Origin of the sequence: Acinetobacter sp. SAAs474 (assembly GCF_032823475.1) — a bacterium.
Taxonomy (GTDB): Bacteria; Pseudomonadota; Gammaproteobacteria; order Pseudomonadales; family Moraxellaceae; genus Acinetobacter.
Genome location: NZ_CP127915.1, coordinates 2,817,268 through 2,838,886 on the forward strand (window position 1 = coordinate 2,817,268; position 21,619 = coordinate 2,838,886).

Here is a 21,619-nt window from a genome sequence, read left to right on the forward strand (position 1 = left end):
TAAAATGATTAGTTTCTGGCAACCTATAGATAGCGATCTAATTATCGTATAGGAAGCCAGACCATTAAAGCGATTGTGCTGGATTTTGCTTAGTTACCGCGATAAGTTGAATAACCATATGGGCTTAACAATAGCGGGATATGATAATGTTTGACTTCACCATCTATTTTAAAAATAACAGGGACTTCTGGGAAAAATGTCGTTTGATTATGTTTTCGAAACCAATCTTCCGTTTTAAATGTCACTTTATAAATGCCTTGTGCTAACGCTTTATTTTCCGGATAAAGGGCCGTAATACGACCATTTTCACCTGTCATTTTCTGATTTAATTTCACCCACCCTTTTGTTGTCTGCTGTTCTAATACCACTTCAACATTGGCAGAAGGTAGCCCATTCTCCAAATTTAAAACATGCACACTCAAGGGATTATCTTGTGCAAATAACATCGACGTCATCAATAGTGTAGACAGTGGTAAAAACTTTTTTAACATGGTTATATCCTCATTTATTTAACAACAGCTTCAATTGCAGACACAGCACAAAGATGATCATTTTTCGCACCACCCGCACCCGCTACACCAATAGCACCTACCAGTTGCTTCTGATAAAAAATAGGTGCACCACCACCCAATAAAAGTAAACTTGATACTGTGGTCAAGTTTTTTGCATCACTATTTTCATGGGCATTTTGACTTAAAATCAATGTTGGTGTTTTAGTTGACAATGCACTGTAGGCTTTTTTTTCCGCAGCTGCTAAATTATGTGGACCTACAGATTCATGTCGCTGTGCGACCAATGGATTACCGCCTTGATCAACGACAACAACTGCAATATTTTGATTTATCTTTTGACACTGCTGCTGTGCAGCTTGCATCAATAGCTGTGCCGTCTTAGTATCTAAAGCATAGACTTGCTTCAATTGTATTGATTGTGCAAAAGTATGACTGCTCAGCAATGTTGCTGCGAAAACAAACCATTTCAATGTATTCATCATTCTCGTCTCAAGCTGACTTATAAAAATTGTATCCAAATCAAATGGGCCTTAACATGACAATTGCATTACAAGATTGTCATTTTCATCATGAGTCTAAATAAAATGTGTATTCTGATTATTGAAGATGAAGTTAAAATTGCTAGCTACCTTGCTAAAGGATTAAGTGAATCTGGATATACAGCCGATTATGTCCACTCAGGCCAAGAAGGTTTAGAAAGGCTTAAAACTCATTCATATGATTTAGTCATTTTAGATGTGATGCTGCCTGATTTAGATGGCTGGAGTGTACTCAAAATATTACGCCAATTTTCTAAAGTTCCAGTCATTTTTCTTACAGCGAAAGATCAGATTTCTGATCGTGTTCAGGGCCTTGAATTAGGAGCCGATGACTATCTGGCCAAACCTTTTTCTTATATTGAATTATTGGCACGTATTAAAAGTTTATTACGACGTCAACAGTACTTGCAAGAGAATCAACTCCATATTGGAGACTTACACATGGACTTAACGCAGCATAAAGTAATAAGAGATTACCAAGTGATTGATCTGAGTAAAAAAGAATTCGCTTTATTACATTTCTTATTACGACATCAAAATGAAATCGTTACGCGGCAACAAATTGCATCTGAGGTTTGGCATATTAATTTTGATACAGATACCAATTTTATTGATGTTGCCGTTCGTCGCTTGCGCAGTAAAATTGATGAGGGACATGCGTTAAAATTAATTCATACCATTCGTGGTCTAGGTTATAAAGTTTCGGTTCATCCATGAGTCTAAAAATCTTTCGCTCTTTAGAACTACGCCTAACCCTGTTCATTACGTGCTGTAGTGCACTGGTTTTATGTGCAGTGGCTGGAATGAGTTATTTAGGGATGACTCAGATTTTACGCCATCAACAGGACCGTGCGCTAATCGAACGAATCGAACGTTTAGAGGTTTTACTACAAGACAGTCATAATGTTGAACAAATTATTGCCCGTCCCAAACTGTATCAAAATATGCTGGGTAATCTCGATAATTTATTACTTTTAATTCACCAAAATAATGTTCTTATTAATATTAACCCGCTACATATCCCGATTCCTCAGCTCAGCCATCAAGCTAAAATCCAATTTAAGGATTTAGCTTCAACGCCATATACCACACGTATTGCATGGAAAACGATTCAAATGAACCATCAACCATATCTACTGGTTGCTGGTAAATATGGATCTGAACGTATGGCGATACTTGCACCGTTTCAGCAAGCATTGTTTGGTTATGTTTTAGGCGGAATTATTGCTATTCTCATCTTATGTGCATTGGTTAGTCATATCGGTTTAAAGTCTCTGCGACAACTGCGTCAACAAACACATGCCATTAATATTCAACAATTGCAGCAACGTTTAAATCTAAAACACCCACCACAAGAAATTGAACAGCTGGCTATCGATATTAACCATATGCTAGATCGTATTGAAGCTGGTTATAATCAACTCAACCGGTTTTCTGAAGATATTGCACATGAATTTCGAACACCATTGAATAATTTAATTGGCCAAACTGAAATTCTATTAACGAGTGAACGCACTTCAGCACAATATCAAGAACTTTTTATCTCAAATCTAGAAGATTATCAACGTTTAAAAAGAATGATTGATAGCATGTTATTTTTAGCGCGTGCGGATCGAAATAACGTCCTTATTCAGCGACAATCTATCGATATAAATAAACTGATTGACGATATTTGTAGCATTTTTGAGTATCAATTAGAGGAGCAAAATTGCCATTTTGATATACAGCTTGAATCCTTATCACTCTATATCGACTCAACATTAATACAACAAGCACTCTATAATCTCATTTCAAATGCATTAATTCATGGCGGTAATCAACGCATTATTACCATTGCTGGACATACCAAATCCGTCAACCAACAAAATATGATCAGTCTTAGTGTCATCACCCATGGCGTTACAATTGCTCACGAACATCTTGCACATCTATTCGATCGTTTCTATCAATGTAATGCCAGTCGTTCATCTCAACAACATACTGGTGGTTTGGGCCTATCAATTGTTGCCTCCATCATGACACTGCATGGTGGAAGCGTTCATGCCTACAATAGTGAACAAGGTATTTGTTTTGAGTTACTTTTTCCACAATAAAGTCATTTTATTGACGCCATAACAGCGGTGATTTATTTTGCTCTGCTTCATGATCTGGCCCCAGAGGAATACCTGTACGATCACGCATGGATAAAGTGGAACATAATGCAATCAAGGTCATCAATGCTAAATAGTACGTTACCGCTTGTGTTGATCCTGTCATACTGACAAGCCATGTACCAATCATCGGGGCAAAAGCACCACCTAAAATTGCACCCAGTGCATAAGAAATAGAAATACCAGAGAAACGAATAGATGCGGGAAATAGTTCAGCATAATAGGATGATTGCACACCATAAGTTAGGCCAATACCGCTAGCTAAAAAACATAACCCCAACATAAATAATGGTAAATTTCCGGTATTAACCAATGGAAATAGTGCAAATACACCACAGAGTTGAATGATCCATCCAGCTATATAGGTTTTTTTACGTCCAATTCTATCTGATAATACACCTGAAATATAAGTGGTAATTAACCAACATAACGATGCCAATGTGACTGCAATCAAGACTGGTGTTCGCTCCATTGCTAAGGGCCCTGCAGGATTTGTAGCATAATTTTGAATAAATCCGCCCGTAGTCATATAACCACATGCGCTATTGCCGGCAAAAACCAGCGCGGCCAATAAAACCACCATACTATGATGTTTAAATAAATCTCTGATCGGCGTTTGAGATGCACTTTTTCGTTGTTTAATTTCTTCAAATACAGGACTTTCTTCTACTGTACGGCGAATCCAATGGCCAATAAAAAGTAAAACAACACTAAATAAAAATGGAATACGCCAACCCCACTCCACAAAAGCATCTCCTGGCGCAATAATACCCGTCATTAAAGCAAACATCCCAGAAGCCAAAATCAACCCCAGTGGCACACCAATTTGTGGGAATGCACCAAATCGTCCTCGTTTATGGGCAGGTGCATGTTCAACAGCCATTAAGACAGCGCCACCCCACTCTCCTCCGGCAGCAACTCCTTGTAAAATTCTTAATGTTAACAATAAAATAGGAGCAAAAACCCCAATAGTTTCATAGGTTGGTAATAAGCCAATCATGGTGGTCGCAAAGCCCATTAATATCAAGGTTGAGACCAGTACAATACGACGACCAAATTTATCTCCTAGATATCCTGCTAGAAAAGCACCAAATGGTCGAAATAAAAAACTAATACCTACTGTTGCAAAAGCCAATAAAGTACCTAAAGTATTACCCGCTGGTGCAAAAAATAAATCTTTAAAAATTAAACCTGCTGCTGCGGCATAGATAAAAAAGTCATACCATTCAACGGTTGTTCCAACAATCGTCGCATAAGCAACTTTACGCTCTTCCTTGGTCATGCGATCCTTAGCTGACACTGTTATAGAAGTTAATTCCATCGTTATCTCCCTATCATCCAATCATTTTACTACTTATTAATTAATATATTAACTAAATAATGGATATCCATCCTATGGATTATTGATATTGCGGTATATTGATCCAATCAATGATGCCTATGATTTAATAGAAATCCTAGGCATCTTCCACTGACACCTATTTAAGCTTAGGCGACAATTCAACATATCAGCAATCTATTCATCTTATGACGTTGAATACTGCTCTTGTTCTGCACGTTTTTTTAAGTAAATACGCGTGGCAACTGCGGGTGAGTCACTGGCAACTGAAATCTCAAAATGGTGTTGATCTTGGTCATCTAATACTGCCTCTAAAGCACCTAAACCTTCAACATCCTCTTGAAAAGCGGCAAATAACTGTTCATGCATAAAGTCTTCAATTGCTTGATCTTCTAAAGCAAAATCTCGTCCATGGACAATAAAATAATGCATGGTATTTTGAGTTTCTGGTGTCAGAATATGTGCAGTATGAATTTTATAAGTGGTACGTTGTTTCTGATCTAATGCAGCGTCATAAAATGCAACACTGACCTGATGTAAAGCTGGAGATAAAAATTCTGAGGTTGCAATACGTGCTGCAGTGTGTGTATTTGCCAGCCCTGTTGTTTCTCCCCATACTTTAGAAAGTGTCGTCGGAACGACTTCACGAATTAATTTATAGTGCCCTTCTTTTAACTCTGTTTTATAAGGTGCACTGGCATAATCAGGTGTTCCTATGGTTTGTGCGTGTAAAAAAGTTAAATGTGTCAAATCCATTAAATTTTCATGCATACTCACATAATTACCCGGATGGAAAAAATAACCTGAAGTACATGCCCATTCAGGATGATCCAACCACGCTAAGGATGGAATTTTTGATTCATCCGCTAAACTTTGATCTCCCAACCAAATCCACAGTAAAGGCCCCTTTTCCACCAATTTATAATGTTGAATTCCAATCCCATGCGGACATTGTTTTTGTGAAGGAATATTGATCAAGTCACCAGCTTGATTATATTTAAAGCCATGATAACCACAAATAATATCATTGCCATCCAAATGACTTTTTGATAATGGAAATGAGCGATGCGCACAGCGATCTTCAAGGGCAACAGCCAAACCCTCCAAGGTTCGATACATCACCACACGTTTATTTAAAATTTTTCGTGCCAGCAAATGACGACCGATATCTTGACTAAAAGCAGCGACATACCATTCATTTAAAATCAAGGGTGTATCTTTATTTGCCATTGCACGGCTGGCTTTACGGCATGTTTCTATAATATTTTTATTTGGAATGGTCATTTTTTCTTACGTCCATATTCATTATTCATTTTGCTTAACTTAAATATTGCTTACAGATTTAATTCGATTACGGCACTCTTCGCACGTGAAACACAAATTAACATCGATGTATTTGCAGCTTTTTCTTCTTCAGTTAAAATCATGTCACGATGTTCAGGAATACCTGAACAGACTGTGGTTTCACAGGTTCGACAAATACCTGCACGACATGAAAATGGCAGCTCAAAGCCATGCTGCTCTAGAGCTTCTAAAATAGATTGGTCAGCTAAAACCTGAATATTTTGGCCTGAATTTTTTAACTGAACTGTAAAACTTTCTTGCTGTATATCATGATCAGTTGTGAGCGAAACAACTGGATTAAACCATTCAAAATGAACGCGATGACTAGATAAGTGAGCGCTTGCATCTTGAACCGACTGCATCAATGCAGTTGGACCACAACAATAGATTTGTTCTGTGGCCGATAATGAATCAACAATATTTGTAATCTCTAAATGCTGACCATGATGCTCATCGTTAAAATGAAAATGAATATTGGCATTTTGCCATTGCTGTAATTGCTCATAAAATGCAGCACGCTGTTTATGGCGTACTGTATAAAAAAGACGCCATTTTTTTTGATATGTTATACAGTGCTGTATCATCGAAAGAATAGGAGTAATACCAATGCCACCTGCAATAAAACAATACTGATCTGCATCATGCAAACGAAAATGATTACGTGGATGACTGACATGAACCAGATCACCTACACTTAAATCATGATGAATACTTTGTGATCCTCCTCGTCCTTGAGGGGCTAATGCCACAGCAATGACATAGCGATGTGTTTCAGTTGGAGAATTAAGTAATGAATAATGTCGAATTAAGCCGTTAACTAAATAGACTTCAATATGTGAACCTGCTGTAAAAGCAGGTAAAGACTGGCGCTGTGGGTGTTGCAACTCAAGCAGAATAATATCTTTTGCTTCTGCTTGAATATCAGTAACCACCAACTCTATAGATAAACTTTCCATAGCATATCACTCCATTGTATATATTCCCGAAGGAGTAGGAAAAATATATATACAATTGTGATTGTGGTCTGTCCTCTTAAAAGAGGACAAATCTAACTAAAGTTGAGGGTTAGGATTTAAAAAGAACTGCGACTATTAATGTAATAGAAACATTGAAAAAAGCTGATTTTTAAAATGAATACCCAGCTTTTCAAATGCCCGATTACGATATGTTTTAACGGTTGATTCTTTTAAACCCATTTGTGCAGCAATGCCGGTATAGCTCATCCCTTTTAAAATATAACGACATACCTCGAGTTCTTGAGGTGCCAAGTTTGGTTGTTTATCCAATAACTTAAGCTTAACGTCACATTGAGCTGCGAGCGCTAAATGACCTTGTATCAACTTTGCCAATGCTGGAATCATTTGTTGAAAATTAATTATTTCATGGTCTGAATAAAAACCTTGTTCCTTATGGCGATATAAATTAAATAAAACTGGATGATTTTCTGCATCACGATAAAAACCACATAGGCGTTGAATTAAATGATTTTTCTCATAAATTTCGCGTCGATATGCTGAATATAAAATATCATTTGCACAGACTTGTCCAGTCACTGTTTGCTGCTCTGCTAAGTGTTGACTTAATAACTGCTGATAGAGTTCATCATAAGCATGATAATGTTTAATATAAGATTGACCACAACGTAAAGGCACACGATGATGATCATTATAAGAACCACATAATAAAAGTGTAGGGATCTCATTTTTAATACGTAAAATAGAAAAATGCTTGGCATGAATCCACTGTTCTAAATACATCAGTAAAGACGAATCAAAATTTTGATGTCCCATTAAAGCCACTAGATCAAAAAAATGAGTTGTATTATGCGTTTTACTTATCATACACATATCCTTTGCGATGATATCCAAAGTTTTACATTAAAGCGTTTTTTATCAGATGAGACCAGCAAAAGGCAATAGCGATTAATGCCCATATCTTAAGATCGGTACAGGTGACTGCCAATACAGCCTATAATTCAACCTAAATCACAAATAATGTTTTTTCTTTAGTAGCATAAAATAAATGTAATTTTACGATTAGTTTTAAATATTAGAATTCTTTCATAAGTCATTTTCTGCTCAGTTCCATATTATAAATTCCAGCAATTAAATTAAATCTTAAACCCAGTCTTTTTCCTCGGTTACGATATCGCTCAGCAAGAATTTTAAAAGTTTTCAAACGATCAAATATATGCTCAATGCTGATTCTCCTCTGGTTTATTTCTTGGTTATCAATCTTCAGCTCAGGATCTAATGTAAAATGCTTTTTTGCTTTTAATGGCAATAGACTATTTGGATACACGGCATAAAGTCCTTGATAGCCCTTATCTGCGAGAATAAAGCCACCTACAGGAATCTGATGCAAGTTACGTTTGAACACTTATAAATCATGCACAGCACCGCAACTTGTACATAAACTCAGAATTTGCACCAAATCGCCCTACATGCTTTGTATGTATCACTGATGAAAGGTCAAGATAAACAATATTTATGGATTGATGCAACAGCACTAACAGTCTGTAAAAATCAACGGATTCAGCGCCATAAATCTCTAGCTAAAATCGCAACTCGTGGTAAAAGTTCAATGTGCTGGTTTTATGGCTGTAAATTACATATTGTGATGAATCAATTGGGTGAAATTGCCTGTTCTGCTTTATCGAATGGACATGTTGCTGACATAAAGGTGGTTGAGCCATTGGTTAACGGTTTGGAAGCGAAAATTTATGCGGATCGTGGCTACATCAGCCAAGATTTAAAAATCAGATTAAAAGAGAAAAATGTTGGTTTGATTACCTATCATCGGCAAAACATGCAGACCATTCAGCTTACTGCATCAGATGAATATCACTTAAGACAACCTAACAAGATAGAAACGTTATTCAGCTTATTAAAAGGGAAATACAATTTGGTTACAAGTAAGGCACGTAGCATTTATGGATTTCTAAGTGGGATTTACACATCGTTATGTGCATATCAACTTACCCATTCAAATAAGCCAATCATTCACATTATGGAATCATTGGCTTAAGATGGATTCGGGTTATTTAATAATAGTAATAAAACTCTAAGACACTAAAAAATAATCTCCTTTGATTCATTTAACCATAAGCACGGATTAATATTTTATTGATAAGAATAAAAATAAATCCATACTTATCGTTTTTTTAATTCATCATCAATTAAAATCGATAACCTACACCAACATTAAAGCCTTTAATATATTTATTTCCTTCATAACCAACATGCACCGACATATTCGAAATTGGATTAATCGCCACCCCAACACCATAAGCAAAAGCTTTTTTACTTATATCTGTTTTTCCAGAAGTGTTATGACTTGAATCATAATAATTATATGAAACTTTTGGATTAGCAACCCCAGCTAAAGCATAAGTACTAATATACTTATTAAAGCGATAAGATGGGCCAGCAAGTAATGAAAACTGTTTCGTTGCTACATTACCTTGTACTGTACTACTTATTTTAGCATTTTTTTCTTTGCCCTTTAAATACGTAGAAGATACCACTGCCCCCCAAGGAGATTCAGTTTCATAACGATACTGTAAATTAATCCCATTTAATTTATTCAACTTAGTCTCATTTTTAATCTCTTTTCTATGAAAATCATTTAATACGACCTGCGGTGCGACAGCATAACCTAAGGAGATATTATGTTGTTCAGTGGCAAATACTGAAGTAGAAATAACACTAGAAAGTAAGATCCCATATTTTAATTTTGTTGTTAACATTTTCACTATCTCTAAATATAAATAAATTTTAAATTATTATCGTTATAATGCTCTAAGAAAAAAATCATACATTCTTAGAATGCACATATTCTAATTGATCTTTTAAAAAAAACTCAAGTCAATTGATAAAAAAAATAAATGCATCATATAAAAATAAGCGATGTATTTTTTATTTTATTTAGTATTTTTAACAACTTATAAAAAAACAAAATAATTTAAATCAAATCAAACCTATTCATCAAAATAGAGAATATAATATGACTCTAAACACAATTATATAATTTTCTATGATTAATTAGCATTTAAAATAAAAAATATCACCCAAGTAAAAATATATTTTAGTTGGTAATTAATATTTAAATTACTTTACTTATCATTAAAAATAAATAATCAAACTAATAAATAATGAACCTAAATATTACTTAAATTAATGCTTTCAGAGTTTAAATTTTCAGTTAATTAACCTGAATCGCGGATAAGAAATTGACTTGAAAAATAAAAGGACTAGAGCCATCAGTTGAGTTACCACAGCTAACTTAAAGCTCTAGTCCTGATGTTCAATAGTAGCGAATTATTTTGCCTAATTGATGATTTCTTTCTTAAATTTGAAGCAATTTATTGGCAGTTTCTCAAAAAAATCGTGATTCCTTAAGGATTAGAACTGCTCAACTCACAATTTCAGAAATCTGCTTTATTGCCATTTGGTACAAGTGTTCTTATTTCAATAATGTCAAAGCCTTTTTCACATGGTTAAAAGCAGACAAAAGTCATTTATTTAAGTACTTAGCTTACTATCAACGCATGATTCATCTGATCAATATGCACCAACTCGCCCTACATGCTTTGTATTTATCACTGATGAAAGGTCAAGATAAACAATATTTATGGATTGATGCAACAGCACTAGCAGTCTGTAAAAATCAACAGATTCAGCGCCATAAATCTCTAGCTAAAATCGCAACTCGTAGTAAAAGTTCGATGGGTTGGTTTTATGGCTATAAATTACATATTGCCATGAATCAATTGGGTGAAATAGCATGTTCAGCTTTATCAAATGGTCATGTTGCTGACATCAAAATGGTTGAGCCATTGGTTAACGGTTTGGAAGCGAAGATTTATGCGGATCGTGGCTACATCAGCCAAGATTTAAAAATCAGATTAAAAGAGAAAAGTGTTGATTTGATTACCTATCATCGGCAAAACATGCAGAAAATTCAGCTTACTGCGTCAGATGAATATCATTTAAGACAACCTAACAAGATAGAAACATTATTTAGCTTATTGAAAGGGAAATACAATTTGGTCACGAGTAAGGCAGGTAGCATTTATGGATTTCTAAATGGAATTTACACATCGTTATGTGCATATCAACTTGCCCGTTCCAATAAGCCAATCATTCACATTATAGAATCATTGGCTTAAGAGCGATTCGGGTTAGATAGTATTTAAAAGATCACTTAAATCAAACACTGCACTATCAACAACCAACATCTCTGTTGTTTATATGATTGACCTATCGCATAAATCAACTTATAGCGAGTGGGAATAACGGATCAATAAAAAAAGCCCTTGTAAATACAAGGGCTTTTTAAAATTTGGCGGAAGCGGTGAGATTCGAACTCACGGAGGACTCACACCCTCGTCGGTTTTCAAGACCGGTGCATTAAACCGCTCTGCCACGCTTCCATGGCCGCAATCATACGGTTCTTTTTTATGAATGACAAGTAAAAAGTCGCATGTAATCCATCAAGTGCATATTGTTTCACCAAATTCAGTAACAAACTTATAATTTAGCTGCTAATTCGGCACCTTCACGTATAGCGCGCTTTGCATCCAGTTCAGCAGCAAGCTTTGCACCGCCAATAATATGATAGTTTGCTACTGTAATTTCATCTTGTTCAGGCATAATATCCTTCACTGATTCTTGTCCCGCACATACCACCACCGTATCAACACGTAATAATTGATCCTGTCCTGCCATTTTAATCCACAGGCCTTCATCCGTAATTGCTTGATATTCGACACCACGCAGCATATGAACATGATGTTTCTTTAATTGTGCTCGATGTACCCATCCCGAAGTCTTACCAAGACCTGCACCTAGTGGCGAAGTTTTTCGTTGTAGTAAATAAATATGTCGTAGGGCTGGCTGTACTTCTGCTGGCTGTAAACCGCCAGCAGATGTGTAATCAGCATTTAAATCAACACCCCACTCTTGCTTCCAAGCAGTCAATGGTTGTGGCTGTGGCTGCTTAGGCGGTTTTAACAAAAATTCTGCTACATCAAAGCCAATTCCTCCAGCACCAATCACTGCAACCCGTTGTCCCACTTCTGCACCAGCAATGACCTGTGCATAAGACAATACTTGAGGTAAATGAGCACCTTTTATTTTAAGACTTCTTGGAATTACTCCTGTTGCAACAATAATTTCTTCAAAACCTTCACGTTCAAGCTGTTGACGGTTTACCCGAGTATTTAGCCGTAATTCGATCTTACTTTTATCGACTTGCACTTTAAAATAACGAATTGTTTCGTGAAATTCCTCTTTACCGGGAATCATTTTTGCTAAGTTAAATTGTCCACCAATTTCTCCATTCGCTTCAAACAAAGTCACTGAATGTCCTCGTTGTGCCGCTACAGTTGCCGCAGAAAGTCCCGCGACACCAGCACCTACAACAGCAATACGCTTTGGTTTCTTGGTTTTAACATAGACCAACTCTGTTTCATAGGCAGCACGTGGATTCACCAAGCAGGTTGCTCGCTGATGTTTAAAGGTATGATCTAAACATGCTTGGTTACAGGCAATACAAGTATTAATTTCCGCTACTCGATGCGTTGCTACTTTATTAACCCAAAAAGGATCTGCCAATAATGGTCGCGCCATCGATACCATATCTGCTTGACCTGAAGCCAGAATAGCTTCAGCCACATCTGGCATATTAATACGATTGGAGGCAATCACAGGTATACTCACATGGCGTTTAACTGCTGCGGTATAATCAACAAATGCTGCACGTGGTACTGAAGTTACAATCGTTGGAATACGTGCCTCATGCCAACCAATACCTGAATTAATTAAATGGATACCCGCCTGTTGCAAAGCTTGAGCAATACAAATCACTTCTGCCATCGTATTGCCATCTTGCACCAAATCAATAACTGACAACCGAAAACATAGAATAAATTCCTCCCCCACTGCAGCACGTATCGCTTGGACAATTTCTATCGCAAACCGCATACGATTTTCGATACTACCGCCCCAACGATCTTGACGTTGATTAACATGACGACTTAGAAATTGATTCAGCAAATAACCTTCAGACCCCATGATTTCAACGCCATCATAACCTGCTTTTTGCGCTAATTTAGCCGTTTTCACATAATCTTGAATAGTTGCAAGAATCTGCTTTTCACTAAGTTGTCTAGGTTTAAAAGGCGAAATAGGTGATTTAATTGGACTGGCAGAAACCACAAAAGGCTGATAACCATAACGTCCCGCATGCAAAATTTGCAATAAAATTTTTGCATGATGCCGATGCACTGCACGCGTAACCAAACGATGTGGAATCACATCTGCCAAGCAGTTCATTGTTCCGCCAGCCGGTAATAACCATCCTTGTCGATTGGGTGAAATTCCGCCTGTAATAATGAGACCGACCCCACCCTTGGCACGTTCAGCAAAATAGGCAGCAAGTTTAGGATAATTAAAAAAGCGGTCTTCTAACCCTGTATGCATAGAACCCATCACGACACGATTTTTTAACGTGGTAAATCCCAAATCTAACGGTTTTAAAAGATGTGCATAATGCGTCGTCATAATGAATCCTTTTTATTGTGTATCTATTTGCAACTTATTGCATAATACTTTATGCGCTTTTTACACTTTTGTTGATTTTTTTTTAATTAAAACTATGACCTATCAGTCTATACTTCTACAAACTAACTCACTGATGATCGAAGCATCTAAGAGACAATGCTCACGTTATATCACTTATCCAAGCTAATGCAGTTAATATTTTATAAATATTATGTGAAGTATCATACTATGGATGTTGATTTTTCAGTCTGATATCTCAACTAAAATCCGTTTTTCTAATAAAAATACAATTGAAATTTATAGGTTATTTTTGAGTATTTAACTAAAATTCTAGCTGAATATAAATCAGTTATTTATCGAGCAGATACAATATTTTAAACCCAAACAGTGTAATATAAGACTGAATGACTAGATATGACAAAACATACGATCAGCATGTCATCAGTTTTCATAAAGAGAAATTATCTCCGTCAGCAATACTTTTAATTCAACGCCACAACACCATAATCATTCAATAAATTCAGATTCTCATCACGATCTGTTGTAAACATGATGTTTTAATGATCAAAAATGTATTACATCAGATGTAACATATGCAATTCACCGCATGATAAGGAAAAAGACCTTACCATAATTCAAGTTAAATCAACACAATATGAATAGCATCACACCTGATGGGAGAACTCACATTCATATCGTGTCATATTACTACAGACCATTATATGTACGAATGCTAGCGTACATATTAAATTGTTTATAGCTAAAAAATTACTATCCCTTTTTCACTAAATAATGAAATTCTTTATCACCCTGCGCATTTTGCAGTTCTTCTTGTAATAATAGCTCATGGCCTAAATGCATACAAAATTTAGGAATATCCCAAGAAGTTGAGTTATCGGTGGCAAATACTTCAACCACATCACCAGATTTAGATTTACGAATTGCCTGATGTAACATCATTACTGGCTCTGGGCAACGTAAGCCTCTGGTATTCAGTTGAATCGTAGGGGTAACAGCAGATTCTGACATCATGGTGCTCTATCAATAAAACCGTTCTATCTTAACATAAACAACGCGATTGCTTGGATCACATCAAGATTAATCGGAATTGAATTTGTCCAATTCATCTGGATATAAGCCTAAAGCTAATGTTATTACAGTCAATCAATACTGTTAGAAATTTACCAATATGATGTTTTTAAAGTCTTAAAATATTTTTTTGTCAATCGTGCTGATATTTAGTTAGATTAATAATAGACAACTTTATTTTCTTCGGTATTATTAAACTAATTTTATCTTTTAAGAGTTTTTAGGAATCATCATGCTCGAGGAATCAGGCCCGTCGTGGGGTATGCGTGGCTTACGTAAATGGCTAAGCACTGCACCAGAAACTCGCGATGAACTGTTAAAATTAGTACAAGATTCACGTCGTTTTTTAGAACCCGATACCGTGACCATGCTAGAAGGTGTTCTCGATCTTCCTGCGACTAAAATTCGTGAAGTGATGACCCCTCGAACTGCGATGATTAGTTTACAAGAAGATGATGAGCTACTGGATATTCTTCATGTGCTCATTGAATCTGCGCATTCACGTTTTCCAGTGTTTTCTTCAGACCAACCTGATAATGTGGTCGGTATTTTATTAGCCAAAGACCTACTTCCGTTCCTTGCAGAAGCAAGTGTAAAGGTGGATATTCGTGCGTTAATGCGCCATCCTTTGTTTGTACCAGAAAGTGCTCGTTCTGACCAAGTGTTAAGAATGTTAAAAAATACACAAACCCATATTGCGATCGTTATTGATGAATATGGCAGTACCTCAGGACTGGTCACATTAGAAGATATTTTAGAAGAAATTGTCGGTGAAATTGAAGATGAACATGACAAAGTTAATGAAGAAGCACAGTATATCATTCCAGATAATGATGTAAAAACAACCCATAGTTGGTTGGTTCAAGCACTGACACCGATTGAACATTTTAATACTGTTTTACATGCTCACTTTTCTGATGATGAAGTCGAGACTGTTGGTGGCTTATTGTTACAAGAAATTGGCTTAGTCAGTGACTTAAAAGGACAAGTTGTTGAACTTGAAAATTGGCAATTTACGATTTTAGAAGCAGATGCACGCACTATTCATCTGATTCGAGCTGTACGTCAATGAGAACTTATCTAAGTAAACTCTCTCCATTTTCAGGCGCAAAACAATCTGTACCGCTGATTTTTGCATTACTCACCGCCTTGATTGCCGGTGGAATTTTTAGCTTTGCATTGGCACCTTATCATCAATGGTGGATTGCCATTTTATCGCCAGCCCTACTCTATGCGAGCTTAATTAAACGCACGGCAAAACAGGGCTTTTTTATTGGCTGGCTATATGGCATCGGCTTATGGTTTGTTGGTGCTTTTTGGCTCTATACATCAATCCATGTATATGGACAAACCAGTGCATGGTTAAGTGTACTGATGATTGCCATTATGGCAGCGGTTATGGGTTTATTTACCGCCGTTCAATGTTGGCTATATCGACGCTTCTTTCCAGAAACGCCTCTCACCTTTGCACCATTATGGATTATATTTGAATGGGCAAAAACATGGTTATTTACTGGATTTCCATGGTTATTTGTCGGTTATGCGTTTACTGAGCGCCTCCTAGACAGTTATGCACCTCTCTTTGGCGTATTTGGTGTTTCATTTGTTGTAGTACTACTCGCAGCAGCACTTGTTGAAATCTTACGTCGAAAATATTTTTGGATCATTCCGATGATCTTGGTTTTATGTGGTGCTTGGGCAAGTTCCTTTCTCACATTTGTTCAGCCTAAAAATGAAAAACCGCTCTCCGTTTCATTAATTCAAGGCAATATTCCTCAAGACTTAAAATGGTTAACGGAATATCAATTAAAAACTTTGGAAATTTATGCCAATCTCAGCCAAACTGAATGGGGCCGAGACTTAATTGTTTGGCCAGAATCTTCTATTCCTATGTTTCAAACTGATATTGCGCCTTTTTTAAATACCATGCAACAACAGGCGACCCAACATGATTCTGCATGGATTACCGGTATTCCATTTTGGGATGTCAAACAATCGCAACAACAACAAAAACTAATGTACTTTAATAGTATTATGGCGGTCGGTAGTCACACCGATGGATTATATAAAAAACAACGCTTAGTGCCTTTTGGTGAATACATTCCACTTTCAGGATTATTGAGCTGGGTATTACCTGCATTACAAAATGATCCGTCAGCAAGTGGTTTTAGCCGTGGTCCTGATCATCAAGATCCTTTAAATATTAAAGGACATGCATTGGCAGCAGCGATCTGTTATGAAGTGGCCTATCCTAATTTAACACGACGTAATGCTCGTCATAGTGATTATATGGTGACTGTATCGAATGATGCTTGGTTTACAGGGACCAATGGTCCATTACAACATTTACAAATGGTACAAATGCGGGCAAAAGAAAATGGTCGATGGTTTATTCGTGCGACCAATACAGGCGTGACAGCTTTTATCAATGAACAAGGCCATATTGTCAAACGTGCCCCTATGGATCAACGCTTAGTACTTCGTGGCGAACTTCCTGCGATGCAAGGTCAAACCCTATATAATAAACTCAGTGATTGGCCAATATTAATTTTATCTGTCTTATTACTATTATTAGGTTGGTTTTTTCGTCCGATCAAAAAAGATGTCTCCTTTAAATCACGACGCTAACAAAGCTACAGCATATTCATCTTGAAATGCTGTGGCTTTTAGTCATTTAGTCAAAAACATACTGATATAAATCACAATACCAGCAAATACCAACATTGGTAGATATTTATATAGTTGCAACACACTTTGTTCAAAGACTGTTGCTGAAGTGTCTTTTAGCGTCATCACTGTCATTTTAAGTGCTGAATAAAAACTTAAAATACATAATGCGCTCATTAAACTTAAGGCAAAAAAACCCACCATGATTTGGCTGCTGCCTTCACTAGACAGCCATAGATATAATAAACCTTGACTTAAAGGCAAAATGCTTAAAATCAATATCACAGACTTTAGCACCGTCCAATGAAATTGATTAATCTCATCAACTAAGATAAATGCTTTCATACTGCGCTCCTCGCAATTGATTTATATTATGCTAATTTTTCTATTTATTAAAAAGTCTATATTTCTTCATTATTCATTTTTATTGTAATCAATACATATGAGAATAATTCTGATTATAACTTCGTTATGAGTTGATCAACCATATATCCTGATTTTTATTTGCTATTTTCCTCTATTAATTTAAATACCCTATTGATTTAAATATTAGATGCCATCTGATTAAAAATAATAACGAGTTCATTAATATTAATTACAAAAATTCACTCTTTATTTTAAATCAGTAAAGATCCAATAATTAAAAATTAATTATAAAAATAAATGCTTTTTATTGTCGTTAAACTTAGCATAATGGTGCCCAGAATAAAGATTATTCTTCTTTAATATCATGCAATAACTTATTTTCAATATTTTTTAGTCCAACGCTATCATAAACAAATCAACTTATTCTTTTTTGATTATTAAAATAATAAATTAAAATCAATATTGTATATATTTAATATTATTAAGCAAAATCTTAACAGGTCCTAATATAATCAATCTATATTAAAGATAATGTATTAAAGATATTTAAAAAATTAAAATATTATGTTTTCTTTGATTCAAATACGAATGTTTCTAAATAATCATCCATTTAAGTTTAATTTCATAATATAATTTACATAGTCCTCAATACTTACAAAATATTGAGGACTATAATTTAAATTATGCTTTTAACCATAAATCAACTTTACTTTGATCAACAATTTTTAATTCAACCTCTGTAAGCGCTGAACATCCACCTTGAATATCAAATTGCATCAGTTCATCACGACGGAATGCAACTATGCTCAATGTCTGTTGTTGCTGTGCAGACTGTTCCAATAATGTGATAGATGCTTTAATACCATTAATCGCAATAATCACATCATGCGCAGACAATCCTGCCTGAGCTGCCACACTATCTCGACGTACTTGCTGAATGACAATCCCTTCTGGTTTTTCCATAAGTTTTAAACCGAAAGGCAAAGTACGATCTGTTTTAAGCACATAACTTAAACCAAATTCAGGTAATAGCTGATCAAGTGGCAATTCTTCTGTGGTATAAATTAAGTGATTAATTTGTTCAACCCACTGATCGCCCGTTAGCGTTTGACATAACTCAAAAATAGTCCGTTCATTAACCTGTATACCATTTTTTGCATTTTCATATAATTGACGCACTAATTGATCCAAGCTCGAACCACGTAAACGCAAGCCTAAATCGAGACATAATGCCACCAGACAGCCTTTATTATAATAACTGGTTCCAGCTTGATTAGAGTTTTCATCAGGACGATAAAACTTAATCCAAGCATCAAAACTGGATTCTGCTACGGTTTGTATAAAACGACCTGGATTTTGCAAATAACGATCTAATTGTACTTTAAGTAGTTTAAGATAAGCATCCTGATTAATTACACCACTGCGAAGTAAAATGAGATCATCATAATAAGACGTAAAACCTTCAAAAATCCATAATAAAGACGTGTAGCCCTCACGATTTAAATCATAATCAACAAAGTTTTCTGGACGAATAAACTTAACCAGCCATGCATGAAAATATTCATGACTACAAAGTCCTAAAAAGCGCTGATAATCCACTGAAGGCTGTTCTGGCTCATTCAATTTTGGTAAATCATGCCGAGGGGTAATTAAGCTGGTACTGTTAGCATGTTCTAAGCCGCCATAACTTTGCCCAGTCGCCATCGTCATAAAAGTATAGTCATTGAAAGGTGCAGAACCAAATAATGCAATTTCTGTACGACAAATTTTCTCAAGATCTTGCTGCATACGCTGCATATTGATGTCATGCTGACCAGAAATGACAAACTGATGTGCGATTCCTTGTGCTTCAAAATGACAACGCTCTTGCTGTGCAAGTTCAAACGGTGAATCAATCAACTGTGCATAATTTTCTGCGTATAAAGTAAAGCGCCCTTTCACTAAGCTTTTAGATTTTAATCCTGTCGCCAATTGAAAATGCTTTAATTCTTCAGGTAAAAATACTTCAACTTCTATCGCTTTATTTTCTTGATCTTGTAAACCTAAACACACGCATGCAGGATTAAGATATAGACGTGTTTGATCAACATAAGCACCGCGAACTGAAAGATCATAGGCATACACATCATATTCTACGGTAATCAGTTCATGATCTGTATTAAACAAACGCCATTTGTTTTTTTCAGTTTTTTGAATTTTTAATACACGCCCAGCCTCGTCATAGGCTTTCACCCCTTCAATATGCTTGGCAAACTCACGAATTAAATAGCTTCCGGGAATCCACGTAGGTAAATACAGTACTTGTGTTGGATCCGCTAAAAAACGTAAAGTGACATGAATAAGGTGCTGACGATAATCGTCGAATTCGATTTGATAATGCAACATAATAGGCAATATAAAAATAATCTACAAAACTTAACCCTTAGCTTATCATTTTTTTCTTCAGCTTTGCCGAACTGTATTAAATGTCTACATTTTTAACTGGTCAATATCGCAAAAAAGGCATAGCATTTGCCCTCATCATTACCACTCTTCATTTGGTCATGAATTTGACGAAACCAAGGAATACCCTTTGAAAGCTTTCATCTACGTTATCGCAGCTTTAAGTTTACTCTTAAGTACAGTAAGTCATGCTTTACTCTTAAATATTGCGCCAGAATCTGTTGCAGCAGAAGCCTGGATTATTCTTGATCCTCAATCAGGACAAGTGATTGCCGAACATAACAGTCATTTTCAAAGAGCACCTGCGTCTATGACCAAAATGATGGTTGCTTATATTGCCTTACAAGAAATTGCAGCAGGTCGACTGTCCAAAAATGAAATCATTACGGCTACACCTGTAGTGAATGAAGTTCAGTGGGACGAATCGCAAATGCATTTAAAACCTGGTGATAAAATTTCAATCGACCAACTACTCGCAGGTCTTATTGTTATGTCTGCAAATGATGCAGCCCTCACACTTGCCGAACGTATTTCTGGTAATGTACCAGCTTTTGTAAAACGTATGAACGATGAAGCACAGCGCTTAAAAATGACTGACACTCATTTTGCCAATCCAGCGGGCATTACCATGCCAGATCACTTTTCATCCGCATACGATATGGCATTACTTGGACAAGCTGTAACCATGCAAACACCCGCATATTTACATTACTCTATTATGCCAAGCTTTAGCTATAATCAACATTTTCATCGAGCAACCAATCTAGCCTTAAAATTTGATCCTAGTGTTGATGGTTTAAAAACTGGTTTCACTCATGCTGCTGGTTATAATTTAGCCTTAACAGCACATCGACCTAATGCAGATATCAATTTGCCTGAACGCCGGCTGATTGTCGTTGTCATGGGAACTAAAAATGCATTAAAACGTGCTGAAGTAGCACATAATTTATTGGATTTAGCATATACCTATACACGCAATGAAGTGGTGCTTAAAGATAAGCAATTAATTGGTGAACTCCCTGTTATTAAATCAACTTTAAAAATATTTAAAATCGAAACCAATCAAGAGAAATGGGTAACGACCTCTTTATATAATCATACACAACCCATAGACCTAAATTCTTATCATGCCAACAGTCAACGTATTGTTGTCACCCTTGATGGTAAAACATCAACGATTGAGCCTTTACAGCAAACCCACACCAATCTCAGTGTTCAACTTAATGAAAATAAACTGACAGCACCACTTGCACAGGTGATGAAACTAGCAACCATTAGTGTTTATCAAAATAACCAATTACTTAAAACTATCGATATTGAACAAGATGTTAATATTATCGAAGCCAATTTTTTCGAACGTATTCTGATGTGGTTAAGTAATTTATTTTCATTTAGCTCACACAATCAGCCTGTCGTTAAAACTTATCCCTTGCAATCTTAAGTGATTAATCAAGCTATACTGTAAAATAAATTGAGGGAGGTTGTACTTCCCTCATCTTAAATAGAATATTTAATTACTTGATCTATATGTACTTAAATAGATGAAAATCGATATCGTCAGGTCATTCATCAGGCAAATTCATCATCTCGATATTTTTTAATCAAT

General features: G+C 35.9%; 17 protein-coding genes, 1 tRNA gene and 2 pseudogenes. 7 read left to right on the forward strand and 13 right to left on the reverse strand.

The window, feature by feature from the left end; genetic code table 11:
• Window positions 1-89 precede the first annotated feature (89 nt).
• Complete coding sequence (gene uraH / locus QSG86_RS14125; RefSeq protein ID WP_317032083.1) at window positions 90-491, reverse strand: hydroxyisourate hydrolase; 402 nt, start codon at window positions 489-491, stop codon at window positions 90-92.
• Window positions 492-505: 14 nt separating this feature from the next.
• Window positions 506-991, reverse strand: a complete 486-nt coding sequence (locus QSG86_RS14130) for a heme-binding protein (RefSeq protein WP_317032590.1) — start codon at window positions 989-991, stop codon at window positions 506-508.
• A gap of 105 nt (window positions 992-1,096) precedes the next feature.
• Between QSG86_RS14130 and QSG86_RS14135 the strand changes: the two genes are divergently transcribed.
• Together QSG86_RS14135 and QSG86_RS14140 are read left to right on the forward strand one after the other, a co-directional pair.
• The gene (locus QSG86_RS14135) at window positions 1,097-1,768 is read left to right on the forward strand and encodes a heavy metal response regulator transcription factor (protein WP_317032591.1); all 672 of its coding nucleotides are present in this window, start codon (window positions 1,097-1,099) and stop codon (window positions 1,766-1,768) included.
• Complete coding sequence (locus QSG86_RS14140; RefSeq protein WP_317032084.1) at window positions 1,765-3,144, forward strand: heavy metal sensor histidine kinase; 1,380 nt, start codon at window positions 1,765-1,767, stop codon at window positions 3,142-3,144. The genes QSG86_RS14135 and QSG86_RS14140 overlap by 4 nt, the downstream gene beginning before the upstream one ends.
• Before the next feature lie 7 nt (window positions 3,145-3,151).
• Here QSG86_RS14140 and QSG86_RS14145 read toward each other — a convergent pair whose 3' ends face one another.
• From QSG86_RS14145 to QSG86_RS14165, 5 genes are all read right to left on the reverse strand, one after another.
• A complete protein-coding gene (locus tag QSG86_RS14145) occupies window positions 3,152-4,522 on the reverse strand; it encodes an MFS transporter (RefSeq protein WP_317032085.1) in 1,371 nt (456 codons plus the stop codon).
• Window positions 4,523-4,726: 204 nt separating this feature from the next.
• A complete protein-coding gene (locus tag QSG86_RS14150; RefSeq protein WP_317032086.1) occupies window positions 4,727-5,824 on the reverse strand; it encodes an aromatic ring-hydroxylating dioxygenase subunit alpha in 1,098 nt (365 codons plus the stop codon).
• 50 nt (window positions 5,825-5,874) lie between these two features.
• Entirely contained in the window at window positions 5,875-6,840 is a 966-nt protein-coding gene (locus tag QSG86_RS14155; protein WP_317032087.1) for a PDR/VanB family oxidoreductase, read from the reverse strand.
• A gap of 135 nt (window positions 6,841-6,975) precedes the next feature.
• Window positions 6,976-7,725, reverse strand: coding sequence for a helix-turn-helix transcriptional regulator (locus QSG86_RS14160; protein ID WP_317032088.1), 750 nt, complete (start codon window positions 7,723-7,725; stop codon window positions 6,976-6,978).
• 226 nt (window positions 7,726-7,951) lie between these two features.
• Complete coding sequence (locus QSG86_RS14165) at window positions 7,952-8,263, reverse strand: transposase family protein (RefSeq protein WP_317032089.1); 312 nt, start codon at window positions 8,261-8,263, stop codon at window positions 7,952-7,954.
• 42 nt (window positions 8,264-8,305) lie between these two features.
• Here QSG86_RS14165 and QSG86_RS14170 point away from each other — a divergent pair.
• Window positions 8,306-8,911: pseudogene (locus tag QSG86_RS14170) on the forward strand (IS982 family transposase); the annotation flags it as partial.
• 151 nt (window positions 8,912-9,062) lie between these two features.
• On the opposite strand, the gene QSG86_RS14175 reads toward QSG86_RS14170, so the two are convergent.
• On the reverse strand, window positions 9,063-9,632 hold the full coding sequence (locus QSG86_RS14175; protein ID WP_317032090.1) for an Ail/Lom family outer membrane beta-barrel protein: 570 nt from the start codon (window positions 9,630-9,632) through the stop codon (window positions 9,063-9,065).
• Window positions 9,633-10,185: 553 nt separating this feature from the next.
• Between QSG86_RS14175 and QSG86_RS14180 the strand changes: the two are divergent.
• A pseudogene (locus tag QSG86_RS14180) lies at window positions 10,186-11,054 on the forward strand (IS982 family transposase).
• 174 nt (window positions 11,055-11,228) lie between these two features.
• Here the strand turns inward: QSG86_RS14180 and QSG86_RS14185 are convergent.
• The 3 genes from QSG86_RS14185 to tusA form a co-directional block, all read right to left on the reverse strand.
• Window positions 11,229-11,318 (reverse strand) — tRNA-Ser (locus tag QSG86_RS14185).
• A 97-nt stretch (window positions 11,319-11,415) separates the two neighbouring features.
• Window positions 11,416-13,449, reverse strand: a complete 2,034-nt coding sequence (locus tag QSG86_RS14190) for an NADPH-dependent 2,4-dienoyl-CoA reductase (protein WP_317032091.1) — start codon at window positions 13,447-13,449, stop codon at window positions 11,416-11,418.
• Between the two features lie 771 nt (window positions 13,450-14,220).
• Window positions 14,221-14,478 (reverse strand): sulfurtransferase TusA, encoded by a 258-nt coding sequence (gene tusA / locus QSG86_RS14195; protein WP_317032592.1) that lies wholly within the window; start codon window positions 14,476-14,478, stop codon window positions 14,221-14,223.
• 292 nt (window positions 14,479-14,770) lie between these two features.
• Here tusA and QSG86_RS14200 point away from each other — a divergent pair, with 292 nt between their 5' ends.
• Window positions 14,771-15,610, forward strand: coding sequence for an HlyC/CorC family transporter (locus QSG86_RS14200; RefSeq protein ID WP_317032092.1), 840 nt, complete (start codon window positions 14,771-14,773; stop codon window positions 15,608-15,610).
• Complete coding sequence (gene lnt, locus QSG86_RS14205) at window positions 15,607-17,166, forward strand: apolipoprotein N-acyltransferase (RefSeq protein WP_317032093.1); 1,560 nt, start codon at window positions 15,607-15,609, stop codon at window positions 17,164-17,166. The genes QSG86_RS14200 and lnt overlap by 4 nt, the downstream gene beginning before the upstream one ends.
• 42 nt (window positions 17,167-17,208) lie before the next feature.
• Here the strand turns inward: lnt and QSG86_RS14210 are convergent, their stop codons facing one another.
• Window positions 17,209-17,550 (reverse strand): hypothetical protein, encoded by a 342-nt coding sequence (locus tag QSG86_RS14210; RefSeq protein WP_317032094.1) that lies wholly within the window; start codon window positions 17,548-17,550, stop codon window positions 17,209-17,211.
• Window positions 17,551-18,252: 702 nt separating this feature from the next.
• Window positions 18,253-19,956: a M61 family metallopeptidase gene (locus QSG86_RS14215; protein WP_317032095.1), complete on the reverse strand. Its 1,704-nt coding sequence runs from the start codon at window positions 19,954-19,956 to the stop codon at window positions 18,253-18,255.
• A gap of 187 nt (window positions 19,957-20,143) precedes the next feature.
• Between QSG86_RS14215 and QSG86_RS14220 the strand changes: the two genes are divergently transcribed.
• Complete coding sequence (locus QSG86_RS14220) at window positions 20,144-21,454, forward strand: D-alanyl-D-alanine carboxypeptidase PBP6B (RefSeq protein WP_317032096.1); 1,311 nt, start codon at window positions 20,144-20,146, stop codon at window positions 21,452-21,454.
• Window positions 21,455-21,619 lie beyond the last annotated feature (165 nt).

Excerpts from the sequence above, each read along its gene's own strand:
- QSG86_RS14155 (WP_317032087.1), bottom strand. The coding sequence starts at position 6,840 with ATGGAAAGTTTATCTATAGAGTTGGTGGTTACTGATATTCAAGCAGAA.
- QSG86_RS14190 (WP_317032091.1), bottom strand. The coding sequence starts at position 13,449 with ATGACGACGCATTATGCACATCTTTTAAAACCGTTAGATTTGGGATTT.
- lnt (WP_317032093.1), top strand. The coding sequence starts at position 15,607 with ATGAGAACTTATCTAAGTAAACTCTCTCCATTTTCAGGCGCAAAACAA.
- QSG86_RS14130 (WP_317032590.1), bottom strand. The coding sequence starts at position 991 with ATGAATACATTGAAATGGTTTGTTTTCGCAGCAACATTGCTGAGCAGT.
- QSG86_RS14210 (WP_317032094.1), bottom strand. The coding sequence starts at position 17,550 with ATGAAAGCATTTATCTTAGTTGATGAGATTAATCAATTTCATTGGACG.
- QSG86_RS14150 (WP_317032086.1), bottom strand. The coding sequence starts at position 5,824 with ATGACCATTCCAAATAAAAATATTATAGAAACATGCCGTAAAGCCAGC.
- QSG86_RS14175 (WP_317032090.1), bottom strand. The coding sequence starts at position 9,632 with ATGTTAACAACAAAATTAAAATATGGGATCTTACTTTCTAGTGTTATT.
- uraH (WP_317032083.1), bottom strand. The coding sequence starts at position 491 with ATGTTAAAAAAGTTTTTACCACTGTCTACACTATTGATGACGTCGATG.
- QSG86_RS14200 (WP_317032092.1), top strand. The coding sequence starts at position 14,771 with ATGCTCGAGGAATCAGGCCCGTCGTGGGGTATGCGTGGCTTACGTAAA.
- QSG86_RS14145 (WP_317032085.1), bottom strand. The coding sequence starts at position 4,522 with ATGGAATTAACTTCTATAACAGTGTCAGCTAAGGATCGCATGACCAAG.
- QSG86_RS14140 (WP_317032084.1), top strand. The coding sequence starts at position 1,765 with ATGAGTCTAAAAATCTTTCGCTCTTTAGAACTACGCCTAACCCTGTTC.
- QSG86_RS14160 (WP_317032088.1), bottom strand. The coding sequence starts at position 7,725 with ATGATAAGTAAAACGCATAATACAACTCATTTTTTTGATCTAGTGGCT.
- QSG86_RS14215 (WP_317032095.1), bottom strand. The coding sequence starts at position 19,956 with ATGTTGCATTATCAAATCGAATTCGACGATTATCGTCAGCACCTTATT.
- tusA (WP_317032592.1), bottom strand. The coding sequence starts at position 14,478 with ATGTCAGAATCTGCTGTTACCCCTACGATTCAACTGAATACCAGAGGC.
- QSG86_RS14135 (WP_317032591.1), top strand. The coding sequence starts at position 1,097 with ATGTGTATTCTGATTATTGAAGATGAAGTTAAAATTGCTAGCTACCTT.